This window comes from Aeromicrobium sp. EU05-FHT14F07 (genome assembly GCF_058790455.1).
The window spans coordinates 19,588-33,149 of the sequence record NZ_JBYTCR010000017.1 but is presented as its reverse complement, the minus strand read 5'-3'; the positions used below and the strand labels follow the sequence as shown (position 1 = coordinate 33,149).

Annotated in this window: 14 protein-coding genes; 3 read left to right on the top strand and 11 right to left on the bottom strand. The window is 71.1% G+C overall.

Annotated elements, in window-relative coordinates:
• Positions 1-158 precede the first annotated feature (158 nt).
• The 10 genes from AC3WRM_RS14495 to AC3WRM_RS14450 all read right to left on the bottom strand — a co-directional run bounded on the left by AC3WRM_RS14495 (position 159) and on the right by AC3WRM_RS14450 (position 8,713).
• Entirely contained in the window at positions 159-824 is a 666-nt protein-coding gene (locus tag AC3WRM_RS14495; RefSeq protein WP_492249258.1) for a hypothetical protein, read from the bottom strand.
• Positions 824-1,768, bottom strand: coding sequence for a hypothetical protein (locus AC3WRM_RS14490; protein ID WP_492249259.1), 945 nt, complete (start codon positions 1,766-1,768; stop codon positions 824-826). The genes AC3WRM_RS14495 and AC3WRM_RS14490 overlap by 1 nt, the downstream gene beginning before the upstream one ends.
• Before the next feature lie 254 nt (positions 1,769-2,022).
• The gene (locus AC3WRM_RS14485) at positions 2,023-2,640 is read right to left on the bottom strand and encodes a hypothetical protein (RefSeq protein WP_492249260.1); all 618 of its coding nucleotides are present in this window, start codon (positions 2,638-2,640) and stop codon (positions 2,023-2,025) included.
• Positions 2,637-4,025 carry a putative T7SS-secreted protein gene (locus AC3WRM_RS14480; protein ID WP_492249261.1) on the bottom strand — a complete coding sequence of 463 codons (1,389 nt, stop codon included), beginning with the start codon at positions 4,023-4,025 and terminating at the stop codon, positions 2,637-2,639. The genes AC3WRM_RS14485 and AC3WRM_RS14480 overlap by 4 nt, the downstream gene beginning before the upstream one ends.
• On the bottom strand, positions 4,022-4,759 hold the full coding sequence (locus AC3WRM_RS14475) for a hypothetical protein (protein WP_492249262.1): 738 nt from the start codon (positions 4,757-4,759) through the stop codon (positions 4,022-4,024). The genes AC3WRM_RS14480 and AC3WRM_RS14475 overlap by 4 nt, the downstream gene beginning before the upstream one ends.
• The gene (locus AC3WRM_RS14470) at positions 4,756-5,961 is read right to left on the bottom strand and encodes a hypothetical protein (RefSeq protein ID WP_492249263.1); all 1,206 of its coding nucleotides are present in this window, start codon (positions 5,959-5,961) and stop codon (positions 4,756-4,758) included. The genes AC3WRM_RS14475 and AC3WRM_RS14470 overlap by 4 nt, the downstream gene beginning before the upstream one ends.
• A 98-nt stretch (positions 5,962-6,059) precedes the next feature.
• Positions 6,060-6,674, bottom strand: coding sequence for a hypothetical protein (locus AC3WRM_RS14465; protein WP_492249264.1), 615 nt, complete (start codon positions 6,672-6,674; stop codon positions 6,060-6,062).
• Positions 6,671-8,041, bottom strand: a complete 1,371-nt coding sequence (locus AC3WRM_RS14460) for a WXG100 family type VII secretion target (protein ID WP_492249265.1) — start codon at positions 8,039-8,041, stop codon at positions 6,671-6,673. The genes AC3WRM_RS14465 and AC3WRM_RS14460 overlap by 4 nt, the downstream gene beginning before the upstream one ends.
• Positions 8,038-8,340, bottom strand: a complete 303-nt coding sequence (locus AC3WRM_RS14455) for a hypothetical protein (RefSeq protein ID WP_492249266.1) — start codon at positions 8,338-8,340, stop codon at positions 8,038-8,040. The genes AC3WRM_RS14460 and AC3WRM_RS14455 overlap by 4 nt, the downstream gene beginning before the upstream one ends.
• A 76-nt stretch (positions 8,341-8,416) precedes the next feature.
• The gene (locus tag AC3WRM_RS14450) at positions 8,417-8,713 is read right to left on the bottom strand and encodes a WXG100 family type VII secretion target (RefSeq protein WP_492249267.1); all 297 of its coding nucleotides are present in this window, start codon (positions 8,711-8,713) and stop codon (positions 8,417-8,419) included.
• A gap of 204 nt (positions 8,714-8,917) precedes the next feature.
• Here AC3WRM_RS14450 and recR point away from each other — a divergent pair, with 204 nt between their 5' ends.
• Complete coding sequence (gene recR / locus AC3WRM_RS14445) at positions 8,918-9,517, top strand: recombination mediator RecR (RefSeq protein WP_492249268.1); 600 nt, start codon at positions 8,918-8,920, stop codon at positions 9,515-9,517.
• Positions 9,518-9,524: 7 nt separating this feature from the next.
• On the opposite strand, the gene AC3WRM_RS14440 is transcribed toward recR, so the two are convergent.
• Positions 9,525-10,271, bottom strand: a complete 747-nt coding sequence (locus AC3WRM_RS14440) for a DUF4328 domain-containing protein (RefSeq protein WP_492249269.1) — start codon at positions 10,269-10,271, stop codon at positions 9,525-9,527.
• A 155-nt stretch (positions 10,272-10,426) separates the two neighbouring features.
• Here AC3WRM_RS14440 and AC3WRM_RS14435 point away from each other — a divergent pair, with 155 nt between their 5' ends.
• Positions 10,427-12,514: a bifunctional lysylphosphatidylglycerol flippase/synthetase MprF gene (locus tag AC3WRM_RS14435; RefSeq protein ID WP_492249270.1), complete on the top strand. Its 2,088-nt coding sequence runs from the start codon at positions 10,427-10,429 to the stop codon at positions 12,512-12,514.
• 56 nt (positions 12,515-12,570) lie between these two features.
• Complete coding sequence (locus AC3WRM_RS14430) at positions 12,571-13,560, top strand: LysR family transcriptional regulator (RefSeq protein WP_492249271.1); 990 nt, start codon at positions 12,571-12,573, stop codon at positions 13,558-13,560.
• Positions 13,561-13,562 lie beyond the last annotated feature (2 nt).

Below are 13,562 nucleotides of genomic sequence, written 5' to 3'. Positions count from 1 at the left end.
CGGGTCGTCGACCCCACGCCAGGACGCTGGCGTCGTGGCCTCCGCGGGCCCATCTCCTGAGTGAGGGACCCGGCTCGATGGCCACCAGCCACTCGCCTCCTCGGCAAGGACCCCGCTCCGGGCGCCGGGGTGGAGCCAGCAGCTGGTCATGAGCGCAGTCAGGAAGCGGGGTCCGGGCGGGGGTGCAACGGCTCGGCCTCCCAGGCCAGCGCGCCCGCGCCGTCCTCGTCGGCGACGTGGAGGGTCTCGGCGATGCTGTCGAACAGGGCGACGAGGGGGTCGGCGAGCGGGTCGGTGGAGGTGACGAAGCTGAGCACGAGGACGCGGTCGAGGTCGGCCTGGACGAGGTAGTCGACATGGGTGTGCCAGATCAGCGGCGACCCAGGGGTGTCGGGATCGGCCGGTTCCTCGACCTTTCGGACGCGGCGCAGTGCGGTGCGCCCGGCAAGCTCGGTGGCGCTGTTCTCCGTGACGCCCTCGGCCGCACCGAGCAGGGTGGCGAGCTGAGGCCCGAGCGTGCTGCCGTCCCCGGTGAACAGCTGGGCCACGAGCAGGGTGGCGGAGACCGGCAACCCCCGGACCGGATCGGCGAGACCGTGAATCTGCGTGACACCGTTCTCGGCGGCGCGGGAGACGTCGGCGCGCAGCCGACGATCGGCCTCGATGCGCACCTGGATCAGCTCGTCCCGCGCGGTGCGCCGGAACTGGCGGTCGAGGAGCCGCTTGATGTCCGCCTCGCGGCGGGCATGGTCCGTGGAGAGGGTGATCCACCCGGCCGGCAGCACGATTCGCCACGCTCCGGGTGCACTGACGACGCGTTCCATCAGCCGATCACCCCCGTGGATCCGAGGCTACGTCGACGCTGCCACGCGGCGAGGACAACTGCCGCGCTGCTCGCGAAGCAAAGCGTGGCGAGGAGAGCCCCGTACCAGCCGTAGGACCGGTCTGGGTCGAGGCCGCTGAAGACGCCGATCGTCGCCCCGCCGATGCCACACACGAGGGGCGTCAGCTGCCCTCCGTTGCCTAGAACGGGCCCTTGTCCGAAAAATGTCAGGATTGCCGGCGGCGCCTGCTTCAATGCTCGAGGCTCACGGTCCATCCTCACCTCGAGCCCCGCGGCCCGACATGCCCGTTGCGCGGCGTCGACGTCCCACTGCGAGCCGCCCGCCTGAAGGACGACGTTGCCGTCGCGCTCGAAGGACAGACCGTCGGGCGAGACGATGCAGCGGGTTGCCCCACCCCGGCGAGGCCCGGCGACCCATTGCTCCGCGACGCCCGCGCTGAGCAGGATGTCGTCGGCGCCGATCTGGAGGTGAGAAGGACGCCCGCCGCCAGCGCCGGGAGTGCCCCCGGTGAGAGCGACGCGATCTTCCGGTTCCGGAGGTCGCAACGTCGAGGAGAAGCGCCGACGCTGGCGCAACAGATCGAACGTGAGGGCAACGACCAGAGCGGTGCCGATGCCCAAAGGAACAGGGTGCTCGTACGAGAACGCCCCGTCGCGGGAGCCGAGCACCACCGCCACGATGATGCTCAGCGCGATCCCCAGCGCCCCGAGGGCGTGCAACCAGCCCCTGCGTGTGAGCCCCGTCTTCAGGGGACCGGTCTCGAATGCCGCCCCGACGAGGGCAGCGGCGTCGTTCTGGTCGGCTCGCTCGAGCGGCAGCCCGAGCTCGGCGACGAACGCCTTGACGCCGGACGCCGCGCGCTGCTGTTCGCCGGTGGTCTCAGACCCAGGAGCCAGCAGCACCAGGGGCACGGCCAGAAGCACGGAGCTCTCGGACCGTATGACGAGTAGCTGGTCGAGCTCGGTCGGACCGATGCTCGGAGCAAGCAGTGTGTTCCGAGGCATCATCTGACCTGGCGCGATGCAAGCTCGCACGATCTCCCCTGCCGCAGCCACGCGTCGGGGCTCGCGGTTCGGTCGGTGCTCGGTGATCACACCCGCCTCGGCGTGGTACCGCCACTGGCGTGCCTCGGGGATCAGCAAGCCGGCGCGGGGCCCTGCATAGAGCCAGCGCCCGCTCACAGGCCACGCACCGATGCGGCAAGCGGCACCAGGTGGTCCGCGAGATCGGCCGCGCTGACGAGGTCGGGCATGGGCAGAGAGGTCAGCTCGTACGCGACGCCCAGCTCGGCATCCAACCAGAAGATCAGCACGACCTCGCTCAGCGCGAGGTCGCCCCCGGGCTGGTTCTCGTGCTCGACGAACTGGCGCAGCCGCACCAAGGTGGCCGGGCCTGAGCGCGTGTCGATGGTCTCCATCACCGGAGGTTGATACAGGTTGACCTCGCTCGCCAGGTGTTCGACGAAGTCGGTCGGAGTCGTGTCGGGGGTGATGCGCACACAGCACAGCGTGACAAGTCCGCGCACGTCAAGCACACGACCATTCGTCGGCAGCAGCACCCACGACGCCAGGTACAACGTCTCGTCGTCGCTGCGCGAGACGAGGTCCACGCCCAGGTCGTGGAGCTCGGTCCCGATCGCCTCGATCACGTCCCGTGGCCGCGGATCGAGATCGACGAGCTCAAGGACGGTGCCCAGGAACTCGGTCAGCGAGGGTTCTGTGGGCAAGGGCAACCATGCCCGGAACCCGTCGACCTCCAGCGCGGGCTCGAAGGAATCCGTCTCCGTGCCCGTCATCGGCCCACGGGTGTCACGCGCGTCGGATCTGGCAGAGGCATGTCGCGTTCGGGGACTCCGTCGGCGGCGTCCAGGATCGCGATGTCGCTGTCGTGCAAGGTGTCTGGGAACGATGTCACGGCGTCGAGGATCTCACTGAAGTCGTGTGCCTGCGCGACGCCGCTCATGCCCGCAGCGCCCAGTCCGGCCACGTTTCGCAGCGTGGCGGTGGTCAAGGCGGTCGTCTCGGCCGCCTCGAGACCCAGCGTCGACATCGCGCGGATACGGAGGAAGTTGTTCACGACGTCGTCGAGACCGACGACACCCAGCGCCCGAGTGATCAGGGGACTCCTGACAGCGGCGTCGTCGATCACGGAGGCGGCACGCGTGACAGCGGCGGTCACGGCGGCCAGCTCGCGCCCCTGCGCCCAGCGCGAGACGAAGCCGATCGGGATCCTCTGTGCGAACTTGACGTAGAACGGAAGTGACCGCCGGGCCTGGTCCGCGACGCGGGTGAGGACTTGAAGGCGGGTCGTTCCGACGATCGCTTTCGCGCCGGCCCCGACGAACTTCGTGAGTCCACCGCCGATGGCCCCGAGGGCTGCCCAGCCGACATCTTCCAGTGACGCGTCACCCATGAAGTACTGAACCGACGTCAGGGCGAGGATGGACAGACCCACCCAGAAGGCGGCGGCAGTCAGGAACGCCGCGAGCGCGGTGCCGCCAGAACCGATGATGACCAGCACGATGAGCACGACCGCGATGATGATCGCGATGATGGTCAAGGCATCGACGAGGACCTTGAGGACGGCGGACACGGCGCCCTTGACGTCGTCCATCGTGCTGTCCTTGAAGTGCCCGGACGCGGCGTTGATGGCGCGCTTGCAGGTGTCGGCGGCGGCGTCGAGGGCGTCCATCGCGTTGCGCAGGCGGGTGCGGGCCGCGGTGAGGTCGCTGTTGGCGCCGTCGAGGCGGTCCTGGCGGCGGTCGTCGGCGTCCTGGAGGTCCTCGCTGGGGTCGTCGACGCCGTCGAGCAGACTGGAGGAGTTCGACCGGCGGCGGTTGTCGGCGTCGACGGCGTCGGCCACGGCGGCCGCGGTCTCGGTCCGGGCATCGTCGACCGCGTCGGCGAAGGTGTAGAGAGCCGTGCCGGCGTCGACGTACTTGTCGGCGGCCTTACCGAGGTCGCTGTGGGCCTCGGCGGCCTTCTCGGCGAATTTCTTGGCCGCGTCGCCGGTCCAGTCGTCGGTGGTGGCGAACTTCTCGAGGGTGGTGGCGGCTGAGCTCATGACGCTGCCGCGGTCGGCGAACTGCTTGGCGACCTGGCGGACGTCCCAGCCGTCCGCGGGCACGGGGTCGCTGCCCTCGCCGAGGAGGTGCCACTCGAGGTGGTTCCGACGCGTCATGCCGAGGTCTCCTCGCTCGTGAGGCTGTCGGCGAGTTCACCGTCGGCCACGGTGTCCTCTGGGGCGGAGGTGGCGGCATCCGGAACGCGGGTGGAGGGTTCCCAGGCGAGTGCCCCCGCGCCGTCCTCGTCGGCGACGTGGAGGGTGCCGGCGATGGTGTCGAACAGGGCGACGAGGGGGTCGGCGAGCGGGTCGGTGGAGGTGACGAAGCTGAGCACGAGGACGCGGTCGAGGTCGGCCTGGACGAGGTAGTCGACATGGGTGTGCCAGATCAGCGGCGACCCAGGGGTGTCGGGATCGGCCGGTTCCTCGACCTTTCGGACGCGGCGCAGGGCGGTGCGGCCGGCGAGCTCGGTGGCGCTGTTCTCCGTGACGCCCTCTGACGCGCCGAGGAGCGTCGCGAGCTGGGGTCCGAGCGTGCTGCCGTCCCCGGTGAACAACTGGGCGACGAGCAGGGTGGCGGAGACCGGCAACCCCCGGACCGGATCGGCGAGTCCGTGGATCTGGGTGACGCCATGCTCGGCGGCGCTGGATATCTGGGTGCGCAGTCTGCGGTCGGCCTCGATGCGCACCTGGATCAGCTCGTCACGGGCGGTCCGGCGGAACTGGCGGTCGAGGAGCCGCTTGATGTCCGCCTCGCGGCGGGCGTGGTCCGTGGAGAGAGTGATCCACCCGGCCGGCAGGATGAGGCGCCAGGCGTCGGGACCGGAGACGGTGCGCTGGTAGGCGGTCATCGGTGACCTCGCGGTCGGATCGATCGGAGCCACCGGCGTCGAGTCCACCACAACCACACGTTCGTGGCGTAGACCCCCAGGGCGACGACGCCGAGGGCCAGGGCGATCGTCCCGCCGCGCCGCTCGGGGTCGAGCAGGGTTGCGAAGAGCAGCAGCGCACTCGCGGAAACGAAGAAGGGGCTGAAGAGGAAGCCGTTGCCGACGGCGCCCCCGTCGAGCGTCTGCCCGGTCACGTCCCCGGACAGCTCCGCCGCTAGTCGACGCTGCGTCTCGGGATCGATGCCCGGGCCCCGCCGGCGCTCGACGTCGATGCCGGCGGACCGGCAAGCTCGACGTACTCCCTCCTCGTCGACCATTGCGCGGGGGACGACCAGCGCGGGGTCGTCGCCGCGCGCGAACGCGAACACGTCGTCGTGGGCGAGGCAATGGTCCACACCCCCTCGCGCCGGTCCGGGGACCCAGTGCTCGTGCATGGCCCCGTGCACCACCACGTCGTCGATACCTACTTGCACCTGCCACGGCCCGGGTCCGGCGACGACGGTGCGGCCGTCCGGGTCGGGTGGGTCCTCCACCAGGGAGGCGAAGCGGCGCCGGCGGCGCACCAGGTCGACGGTCATCACGAGGAGCAGGGCCGCCTGCAGGACGAGCGGGACCGGGTGCCGCTCCGCTATTGCCCCGTCGCCGGCGAGGAGAAGACCGTAGGACACCCACAGCGCGGAGCACAGGACGATCGCCGCCAGATGCAGGCGGCCGTCGCGCCTCACGCGGGCGGCCGTCGGGCCCCGCTGCTCCAGGGGCGCGGTGAACGGCTCCGCGGCCTCGTCGCGCTCGAGGGGGAGTCCGAATCCCTGTGCGAAGCGGGCGACGCCCGCCGCGGCGCGCGCCTCGACGCCGGTCCTGAATCCCTGGTGTCCGAGGAGCCGCACCAGGATGGCCGCGACGGGGCCGGCGTCGGTGTGCACCACGATGGCCTGGTCGTGCTCGGTCACGCCGAAGCGCTTGGACAGGAGCGCGGACGCGGGAAGCCGGTCCCCCTGGACGATGGTGATGCGGCTGACGTCGCCGGCCGCCGCCAGGACCTGCGACCCCCTCCCGGGGCGGTGCTCGAGGAGAGCTCCGTCACGGCACTCGTAGCGCCACTCCCGTGCCTCTTCGATGAGGAGCCCGTCCCGGGGGCCGGGGTACAGCCATGCTCCGGTCACGTCGTCACCTTCCTGCGTCGTCGTCGGTCCAGGTCGACCCTCGCACGGGGTTGGTCCTTCGCACGGCGGGACCCACCGGTCCCGGCCCGGCCTGCGGGTCAGTGTGTCGCCGGGGAGCGCAGGCCCGTGGCGGAGCGCGCGAGCGGGACGACCGCGTCGGCGACCTCCGCCGCGAGCACCAGGTCGTCGATAGGTGTCGTGCTCATCACGTAGGCGACGTCCATCGTGTCCGACATCCAGAAAACGGCCACGACCTCGCTCAGGAGAAGGTGAGGACCGTCTGCGGTGTGCCGGCGGAGCCGCACGAGCGTTGCGTCGCCGGAGGCCGTGCGCAGGTCCTCCACCGCCGGAGGCTGGTAGAGGTCCACCTCGCTGCACATCCGTTCGAGGAAGTCGTTGGCGGTCGAACCGGGCTCGACCCGGGTCGCACCGAACGTCAGCAGGGTCAGGGGGTCGAGGCGTCGCCCTTCATCGGAAAGCAGTACCCACGCGGCGATGGCGAGGTAGTCGTCCCCGGATTGTGCGGCGACCCGGGCTCCGACGCCGGCGAGTGCCTCGGCGGACGCGCGCTTGACCTCGGACGGCACCGGATCGTCGGCGAACAGCTCGTCGACGAGTGCCAGGAAGCCGTCGGCATCGCCGTCGAGAGGAAGGGGCAGCCACGGGGCGAAGCCTTGGAAGCTGATCGCGGCGTCGGTCCCGTCGGCGATCACCGGCCCACCTCGACGACCGACGTTGGCAGGCTGCGTCCGGGAGCCCCGTCGATCGCGTCGACGACCGCCCCGAGTCCGTCGGAGACGGTGTCGGGGAAGTCCCGGATGGTCTCCGGCAGCTTGAGATAGTCGGAGACCTGGGCAGTCAACTGCATGCCGCTTCCCGTCAGCGACCCGATCGTCGCCCGCGTCGCCTGCGTCAGGTGCAGGATCTCGTCGCCCGCCAGCGGGAGCTGGCGCATGGCGTGGATCGTCCTCAGCGTCTCGACGGCGCCGTCGAGCTCGATCCCCTGGAGAGTTCGGCTCAGGGCCGCGTTCAGCTGCCCCGGTCGCATCGCCGATAGCGTGTCCATCACGGCGTTGTACACGGCCACGCCCTCGCGACGTGCCCCCCAATTTGCGATGGGTGCGAACGGGACCCGCTGGGCGAGCCGGACGACGACGGGGAGGTTGCGGATTGCGTCGTCCGCAGCGCGGACGACCACGCTCATGCGAGCGGCGGAGACTGCGCGCGTCGCGGCCTTGGCCATCCCTGTGGCGATCTTGCCGCCGATCATGCCGAAGAAGGCGAGGCCGAGGTCCAGCCAGTCGGCGTCGCCCATGGCGAGCTGCACGGCGGTGAGAGCGAAGACGGCGACCCCGATCCAGAACAGAGCCGGGATGAGAACGGCGAGAATCGCTCCGCCGGTACCGATGACCAGTAGGACGATGACCACGACGGCGATGACGAAAGCGATGATGTTCAGCGCGTCGACCAGGACCTTGAGGACGGCGGACACGGCGCCCTTGACGTCGTCCATCGTGCTGTCCTTGAAGTGCCCGGACGCGGCGTTGATGGCGCGCTTGCAGGTGTCGGCGGCGGTGTCGAGGGCGTCCATCGCGTTGCGCAGGCGGGTGCGGGCCGCGGTGAGGTCGCTGTTGGCGCCGTCGAGGCGGTCCTGGCGGCGGTCGTCGGCGTCCTGGAGGTCCTCGCTGGGGTCGTCGACGCCGTCGAGCAGACTGGAGGAGTTCGACCGGCGGCGGTTGTCGGCGTCGACGGCGTCGGCCACGGCGGCCGCGGTCTCGGTCCGGGCATCGTCGACCGCGTCGGCGAAGGTGTAGAGAGCCGTGCCGGCGTCGACGTACTTGTCGGCGGCCTTACCGAGGTCGCTGTGGGCCTCGGCGGCCTTCTCCGCGAACTGCTTCGCGGCCTCGCCCGTCCACTCGTCGGTGTCGGCGAACTTCTGCAGCGTCGAGGCGGCATCCTTCATGACCGAGCCGCGGTCGGCGAACTGCTTGGCCACCTGCCGGACGTCCCACCCCGAGGCGGGGACGGGATCGCTGCCCTCGCCCACGAGGTGCCACTCGAGGTGGTTGCGACGCGTCATGCCGGAGTCTCCTCGCTGGTCAGACTGTCCGCGAGGCCGCGATCGGCCTCGTTGTACTTGGCGAACGACTCGGTCGCCATCTCCGAGAGCGCCTCGACCTTGTTGACGAGGTTCTTGCGCTTGTCGTCCCAGTCGCCGACGAAGTCGTCGATCGCGTGGGCGACGTCGGAGTGCGCGACCTCGTCGACGCCGGCACGCTTCAGGTCCTCGTCGTTCTTGAGGTTCGAGGTGATCGTCTTCAGCTGCTGTCCGAGCGTGTCGAGCGCGACGCTGTCGTAGGACAGGTCGGGTGATCCCATGGGTGTCTCCTGCTGAGGGTCCAGGGCTCAGTCGCCCGGGCCCCCATCGAGACCCGGGCGACTGAGGAGTCGGTCGTCAGCCCTTGAGGGCGCTGGCGAGCTGCGTGTCGACGTCCGCGAACGTCTCGGCAGCCTTCGTGAGGTAGGTCGCCATGCCGTCGAGGCCCTCGATCGCCTTCTTGGCGCCGGTGTCGAACTCGGTGTACGACTGCTGGAACTGGCCCGACGCGGCGTCGGTGACGAAGCCGCCGGAGACGAGGCCGTCGATCTGCGACTTGAGGCTGGTGAGCTGGGACTCGATGTCGACCCGGGCGTTGTTCAGCTTGGTCGCCTGGTCCTGCATCTCCTGGAAAGTGACTGACACGTTGGCCATGACGGGTACCTCTCTGGTTGCGGCGACGCCGCAGGCGGACGTCGGTTCGTGGGTGCAATGAGAGTAACGAGAATGTGCCAGTTTGGTGAGCCCAGAGCCGGAAGTTCGTCGTCCAGCAGGTTCTGCGTACGTTTCCGGCGCTGGGTCGCCCGTCCGAGCGCGGCGGGCGGCCTCGTGGCAACCACACCCGTAGAGTGGTCTCTCGTGTACGACGGAGTGATCCAGGACCTCATCGACGAGCTCGGGCAGCTGCCCGGGGTCGGTCCGAAGAGCGCCCAGCGGATCGCCTTCCACCTGCTCGACGCCGACCCCGTCGACGTGCGTCGACTGGCGCAGGTCCTCGTGGAGGTCAAGGACAAGGTGCACTTCTGCGCCGTGTGCGGCAACGTCACGGTCGACGTCGAGTGCCGCATCTGCTCCGACCCGCGCCGCGACGCCACCGTGCTGTGCGTCGTGGAGGAGAGCAAGGACGTCGTCGCGATCGAGCGGACCCGTGAGTTCCGCGGCCGCTACCACGTGCTCGGCGGGGCGATCAGCCCGATCGCCGGTGTCGGCCCCGACCAGCTGCGCATCCGCGAGCTGCTCGGACGTCTGCAGGACGGCACGGTCACCGAGGTGATCATCGCCACCGACCCGAACCTCGAGGGCGAGGCCACGGCCACCTACCTCATCCGGATGCTCAGCACGCTGGGTCTGCGGGTCAGCAAGCTGGCGAGCGGGCTGCCCGTCGGCGGCGACCTCGAGTACGCCGACGAGCTGACGCTCGGCCGCGCGTTCGAGGGCCGCACCGCCATCGCGGGCTGACCCCGGCTCAGCCCCGACCGGCGAGCAGCTCGGCCTGGTCCGCCGCGACGGCGCGCACGACGCGGATCCAGAGCACCCCGGCGACCACCCACGCCACGCTGGAGAGGGCCGCGAACGCCGGCAGCTCGCCGACGCCGGTGGAGTCCAGGTCGGTCGGCACGAGGGCGGACTCCACGCCGGTCGCGACGCTCGCGACGATGAACGCGCCCCACCACCAGCCGACCCGGGACGCGAAGGACGGGTGGTGCGACCGGACGCGCAGCACGTCGCGCACCACCTGGAAGGGGAACCAGAGGCTCACGACGGGTACGAGCCACCCGCCCCAGACCCAGCCCCGGCTGCGCGCGTGCGGCGACGTCGGCGAGAGCACCTCGACGTTCACGCGCGCCCGCCACAGCCACAGGCAGGTGACGACGAAGCCGCCGAGCAGCACGAGGAGCCCGACCAGGTCGACGACCTCGTACGGCGTGAAGAACTCCTCGGGCGACCGGTCGGCTGCGCGTGCGTCGAGCCACCGGTCGACGGCGTCGCGCGCCAGCCAGAACCGCGGCAGCTGGAGCAGCGTGTAGAGCGCGACGGCGGCCAGGGTGAGGCCGGTGAGCACGCCGAGCGGCTCGGGGGTGCCGCGGGAGCCGCTCGCGGCCGCGGGCACCGGGGCCGCCGGCGCGCCGGACGCCGGCTCGGGTGCGCGCCCCCAGCCCTGGGGGACGTCGTCCTCGGACGGGAAGCGCGGGTACGGCGTCGGGTCGGACATCGGTCTCCTGGCAGTCGGTGCGGAGCCCCCGACGCTAGTGCACGGCGGGGTCCGCGGAACCAGAACCTGACGAACCACTGACGGACGACTGACGTGTTGCTGAGAACCGCTCCCGGTTCTTTCTGCCGTCGTCGCCGTGCCCTAGCGTGTCGGTCGTGAACGTGCTGACGGTGGTGCGGCGGGTGCCCTTCACGGCCTCCGTCGTCGTGCTGATCCTGCTGCTCGGCCTCGCCACGGGGACGTTGTGGTCGCCGCTGGAGGACAAGAGCTGGTACCCCGACGTCGCGTTCGGGCCCCCGTCGCTGCTCGACGGGCGGTGGTGGACGGTCGTCACCGGCTCGCTCTACGCGCTCAAGCCGCTGCAGTACGTCGCCATCCTCACGTTCTTCGTGCTGCCGGTCAGCCTGTGCGAGTGGCGGCTCGGCACGCGGCGCACGGCCGTCGTGGTCGTCGTCTTCCAGGCCATCGGCGTGATCGGCGGCGGGTACCTCATGGTGGCGCTGTCGAGCTGGACCGACTGGGGCTGGGCGCAGCGCACCGCACAGGACCTCGACGTCGGCTTCAGCGCCGGAGCGCTCGCGGCCGCGATGGTCGTCTCGGCCGACCTGCGCCGACCCTGGCGCGGACGGATCCGGCTCGCCGTCCTCGGCTACGTGCTCACCTCGCTGACCTTCCTCGGCTACCTGTACGACGTGGAGCACCTCGTGGCCGTGCTGCTCGGCCTCTGGGTGGGGCCGTGGATCGTCGGCCGTCGTCCGTCGCGGACGGTGGCGGAGTGGCTGCGGCCGGGCTTCACGCGGCGCGACCTGCGGATGCTCACCGGCGGCTCGTTCCTCTGGGGCGCGATCATCGCCGTGATCGGCCAGGTCGCCGACCGCGACGGACCGTTCGGCCCGATCGGCGGCGACCCCGAGTCGTGGTGGTGGGTCCTCGCGGTGGTCGCGGTCGACCTGCTCATCGCGTGGGGCCTCGTCCGCGGCCGCCGCACGTGGTGGATGCTCGCCCTCGTCCTGACCTCCGTCAGCTGGCTGCTCGGTGCGGCCACGGCTGCCGTGATCGTCTCCGGCGGCACCTCGAACTCCGGCCTCGTCTGGATCTCCGTCCTCTTCGACACCGCCCAGCTGGCGGCCCTCGTGCTCGGCCGCAGCGCCTTCCGCAACCCCGGCCGCCGCGGGCTGCGCCGGGTCGGAGCCGACCGGGTCGGTGCGCTGCCCACCGACGCCGACCGCGAGCGGGCCCGTGAGCTGCTGCGGCGGCACGGGTCGTCGAACCGGCTGGCCTGGATGACGACCTGGCCGGAGAACCGCTGGTGGTTCAGCGACGACGCCGTGGTCGCCTACCAGCAGTCGATGGGGGTCACGATCGGCCTGTGCGACCCGGTGGGACCCGATCCGTTGCACGTGGCCGAGCGGTTCATCGGTGCCGCGCGCGACGCCGGCACGCTCCCGTGCCTGTTCAGCTGCAGCAGCACCGTGGCGCGCTGGGCGCAGGACGAGGGCTGGATCGCGGTGCAGGTCGCCGAGGAGGCGATCGTCGACCTGCCGGAGCTCGAGTTCGTCGGCAAGAAGTGGCAGGACGTCCGCTCGGCCTTCAACCAGGCCGGGAAGCACGACGTCGAGACCCGGATGATGCGGCTCGCCGAGGCGCCGCGCGGCATCCGCACCCAGCTCCGGGCGATCTCCGACGAGTGGGTGCGCGACAAGGGGCTCCCGGAGATGGGCTTCACCCTCGGCGGCCTGGAGGAGGCCGAGGACCCGGACGTGTGGATCAACGTCGCCGTCGACGCCGACATGACCGTGCACGGCGTCACGAGCTGGATGCCGATCCCGGGCCCGGACGGGCAGGTCCGCGGCTGGACGCTCGACCTGATGCGTCGCCTCCCCGGCGGGTTCCGCTACACGATGGAGCTGCTCATCGCCTCGGCCTGCCGGGAGTTCAAGGAACAGGGCTACGAGGTGGTCTCCCTGTCCGGCGCGCCGCTCGCGCACGCGGGGGCGGGCGACAGCGTCGTCGACCGCTCCGTCATCGATGACGTGCTCACGCGCGCCGGCGACGTGCTCGAGCCGTACTACGGGTTCCAGTCGTTGCAGGCCTTCAAGGCCAAGTTCCAGCCACGGTACGAGCCGCTGTTCCTCGTCGTCGCCGACGAGGCCGCGCTGCCCCGGGTGGGGATCGCGGTCGGACGGGCCTACCTCGCGGACGCGACGCTCGGACAGCTGCTGGCGCTCACCCGCGGCCACTGATCGGCACGGGCACCGGACGACACGTGCAGTGGCCGAAACGCCGGTAGACTCAACGAGTGGAGCTGGAGCTGCGGCACCTTCGAGTCGTGTGTGCCATCGCTGACGCCGGGAGCGTCACGAAGGCCGCTGCTGAGCTGGGCGTCGCCCAACCGGCGCTGACCGCCCAGCTGAGCCGCATCGAGCGGGCCCTCGGCGGGCCGCTGTTCGACCGTGACCACCGGGGCGTGCGGCCCACGTCGCTCGGCGAGCTGGTCATCGCCCGCGCCCGGATGCTGCTGCCGGCCATGACCGGTCTGCTCGACGACGCGACCCGCCTGGCCGACCCCGACCGCGGCGCCAGCACCCCGGACCACCTCTCCATCGGCTCGTCGTCACCGGCGGTCCTGGCGCCGCTGATCCAGCGCCTCGAGCAGCGCCACCCCGACCTGAGCGTCTCGACGACGGCGTCCTGGTCGGCCGACGAGCTCGGTCGGGCGCTCGCCGACGGTCGCCTCGACTACGCCGTGATCGGCATCTGCGGCGGGGACGCCGCACCCGACGACCGCGCGATCACCTGGCGCACCTTCTCCGTCGACCCGGTCTTCGTCATGCTGCCCGAGGACCACGGTGCGGCCGCCGCCGCCGAGGTGCCCCTCGGTGCCCTGGCCGGCGAGGCGTGGGCGGCCACGCCGGGCGACGGCTGCTTCCAGGAGTGCTTCGCGGCGGCCTGCGCGCGTGAGGGCTTCGCGCCGCGCAGCCTGTACGTGGCCGACGCGACCAGCTGCATCGAGCTGGTCTCCTCGGGCACGGCCGTGGCGCTCTGCCAGCCCACGCGGGTGCTGCCCGGTCTCGTCACCAAGCCGGTCGCCGACGCCCCGCTGCGCTGGCGCCACCTCGTGGGCTGGCGGACCGACTCCGTGGCCGCCGAGTTCGCCGACGAGCTGCTCCTGACGGTGCGTATGGCGCACAACGACCTGGTGTCGCGCAGCCCCGTCTACGCCGCGTGGTTGGAGCAGAATCCGGGCTTCGGCGAGCAGCACGACCCAGGCATCACGCCCGCGGTATGACT

What these genes read in the sequence shown, in the direction of transcription:
- AC3WRM_RS14495 (WP_492249258.1), bottom strand. Translation starts at nt 824, where the DNA reads ATGGAACGCGTCGTCAGTGCACCCGGAGCGTGGCGAATCGTGCTGCCG.
- AC3WRM_RS14485 (WP_492249260.1), bottom strand. Translation starts at nt 2,640, where the DNA reads ATGACGGGCACGGAGACGGATTCCTTCGAGCCCGCGCTGGAGGTCGAC.
- AC3WRM_RS14480 (WP_492249261.1), bottom strand. Translation starts at nt 4,025, where the DNA reads ATGACGCGTCGGAACCACCTCGAGTGGCACCTCCTCGGCGAGGGCAGC.
- AC3WRM_RS14475 (WP_492249262.1), bottom strand. Translation starts at nt 4,759, where the DNA reads ATGACCGCCTACCAGCGCACCGTCTCCGGTCCCGACGCCTGGCGCCTC.
- AC3WRM_RS14460 (WP_492249265.1), bottom strand. Translation starts at nt 8,041, where the DNA reads ATGACGCGTCGCAACCACCTCGAGTGGCACCTCGTGGGCGAGGGCAGC.
- AC3WRM_RS14455 (WP_492249266.1), bottom strand. Translation starts at nt 8,340, where the DNA reads ATGGGATCACCCGACCTGTCCTACGACAGCGTCGCGCTCGACACGCTC.
- AC3WRM_RS14450 (WP_492249267.1), bottom strand. Translation starts at nt 8,713, where the DNA reads ATGGCCAACGTGTCAGTCACTTTCCAGGAGATGCAGGACCAGGCGACC.
- AC3WRM_RS14440 (WP_492249269.1), bottom strand. Translation starts at nt 10,271, where the DNA reads ATGTCCGACCCGACGCCGTACCCGCGCTTCCCGTCCGAGGACGACGTC.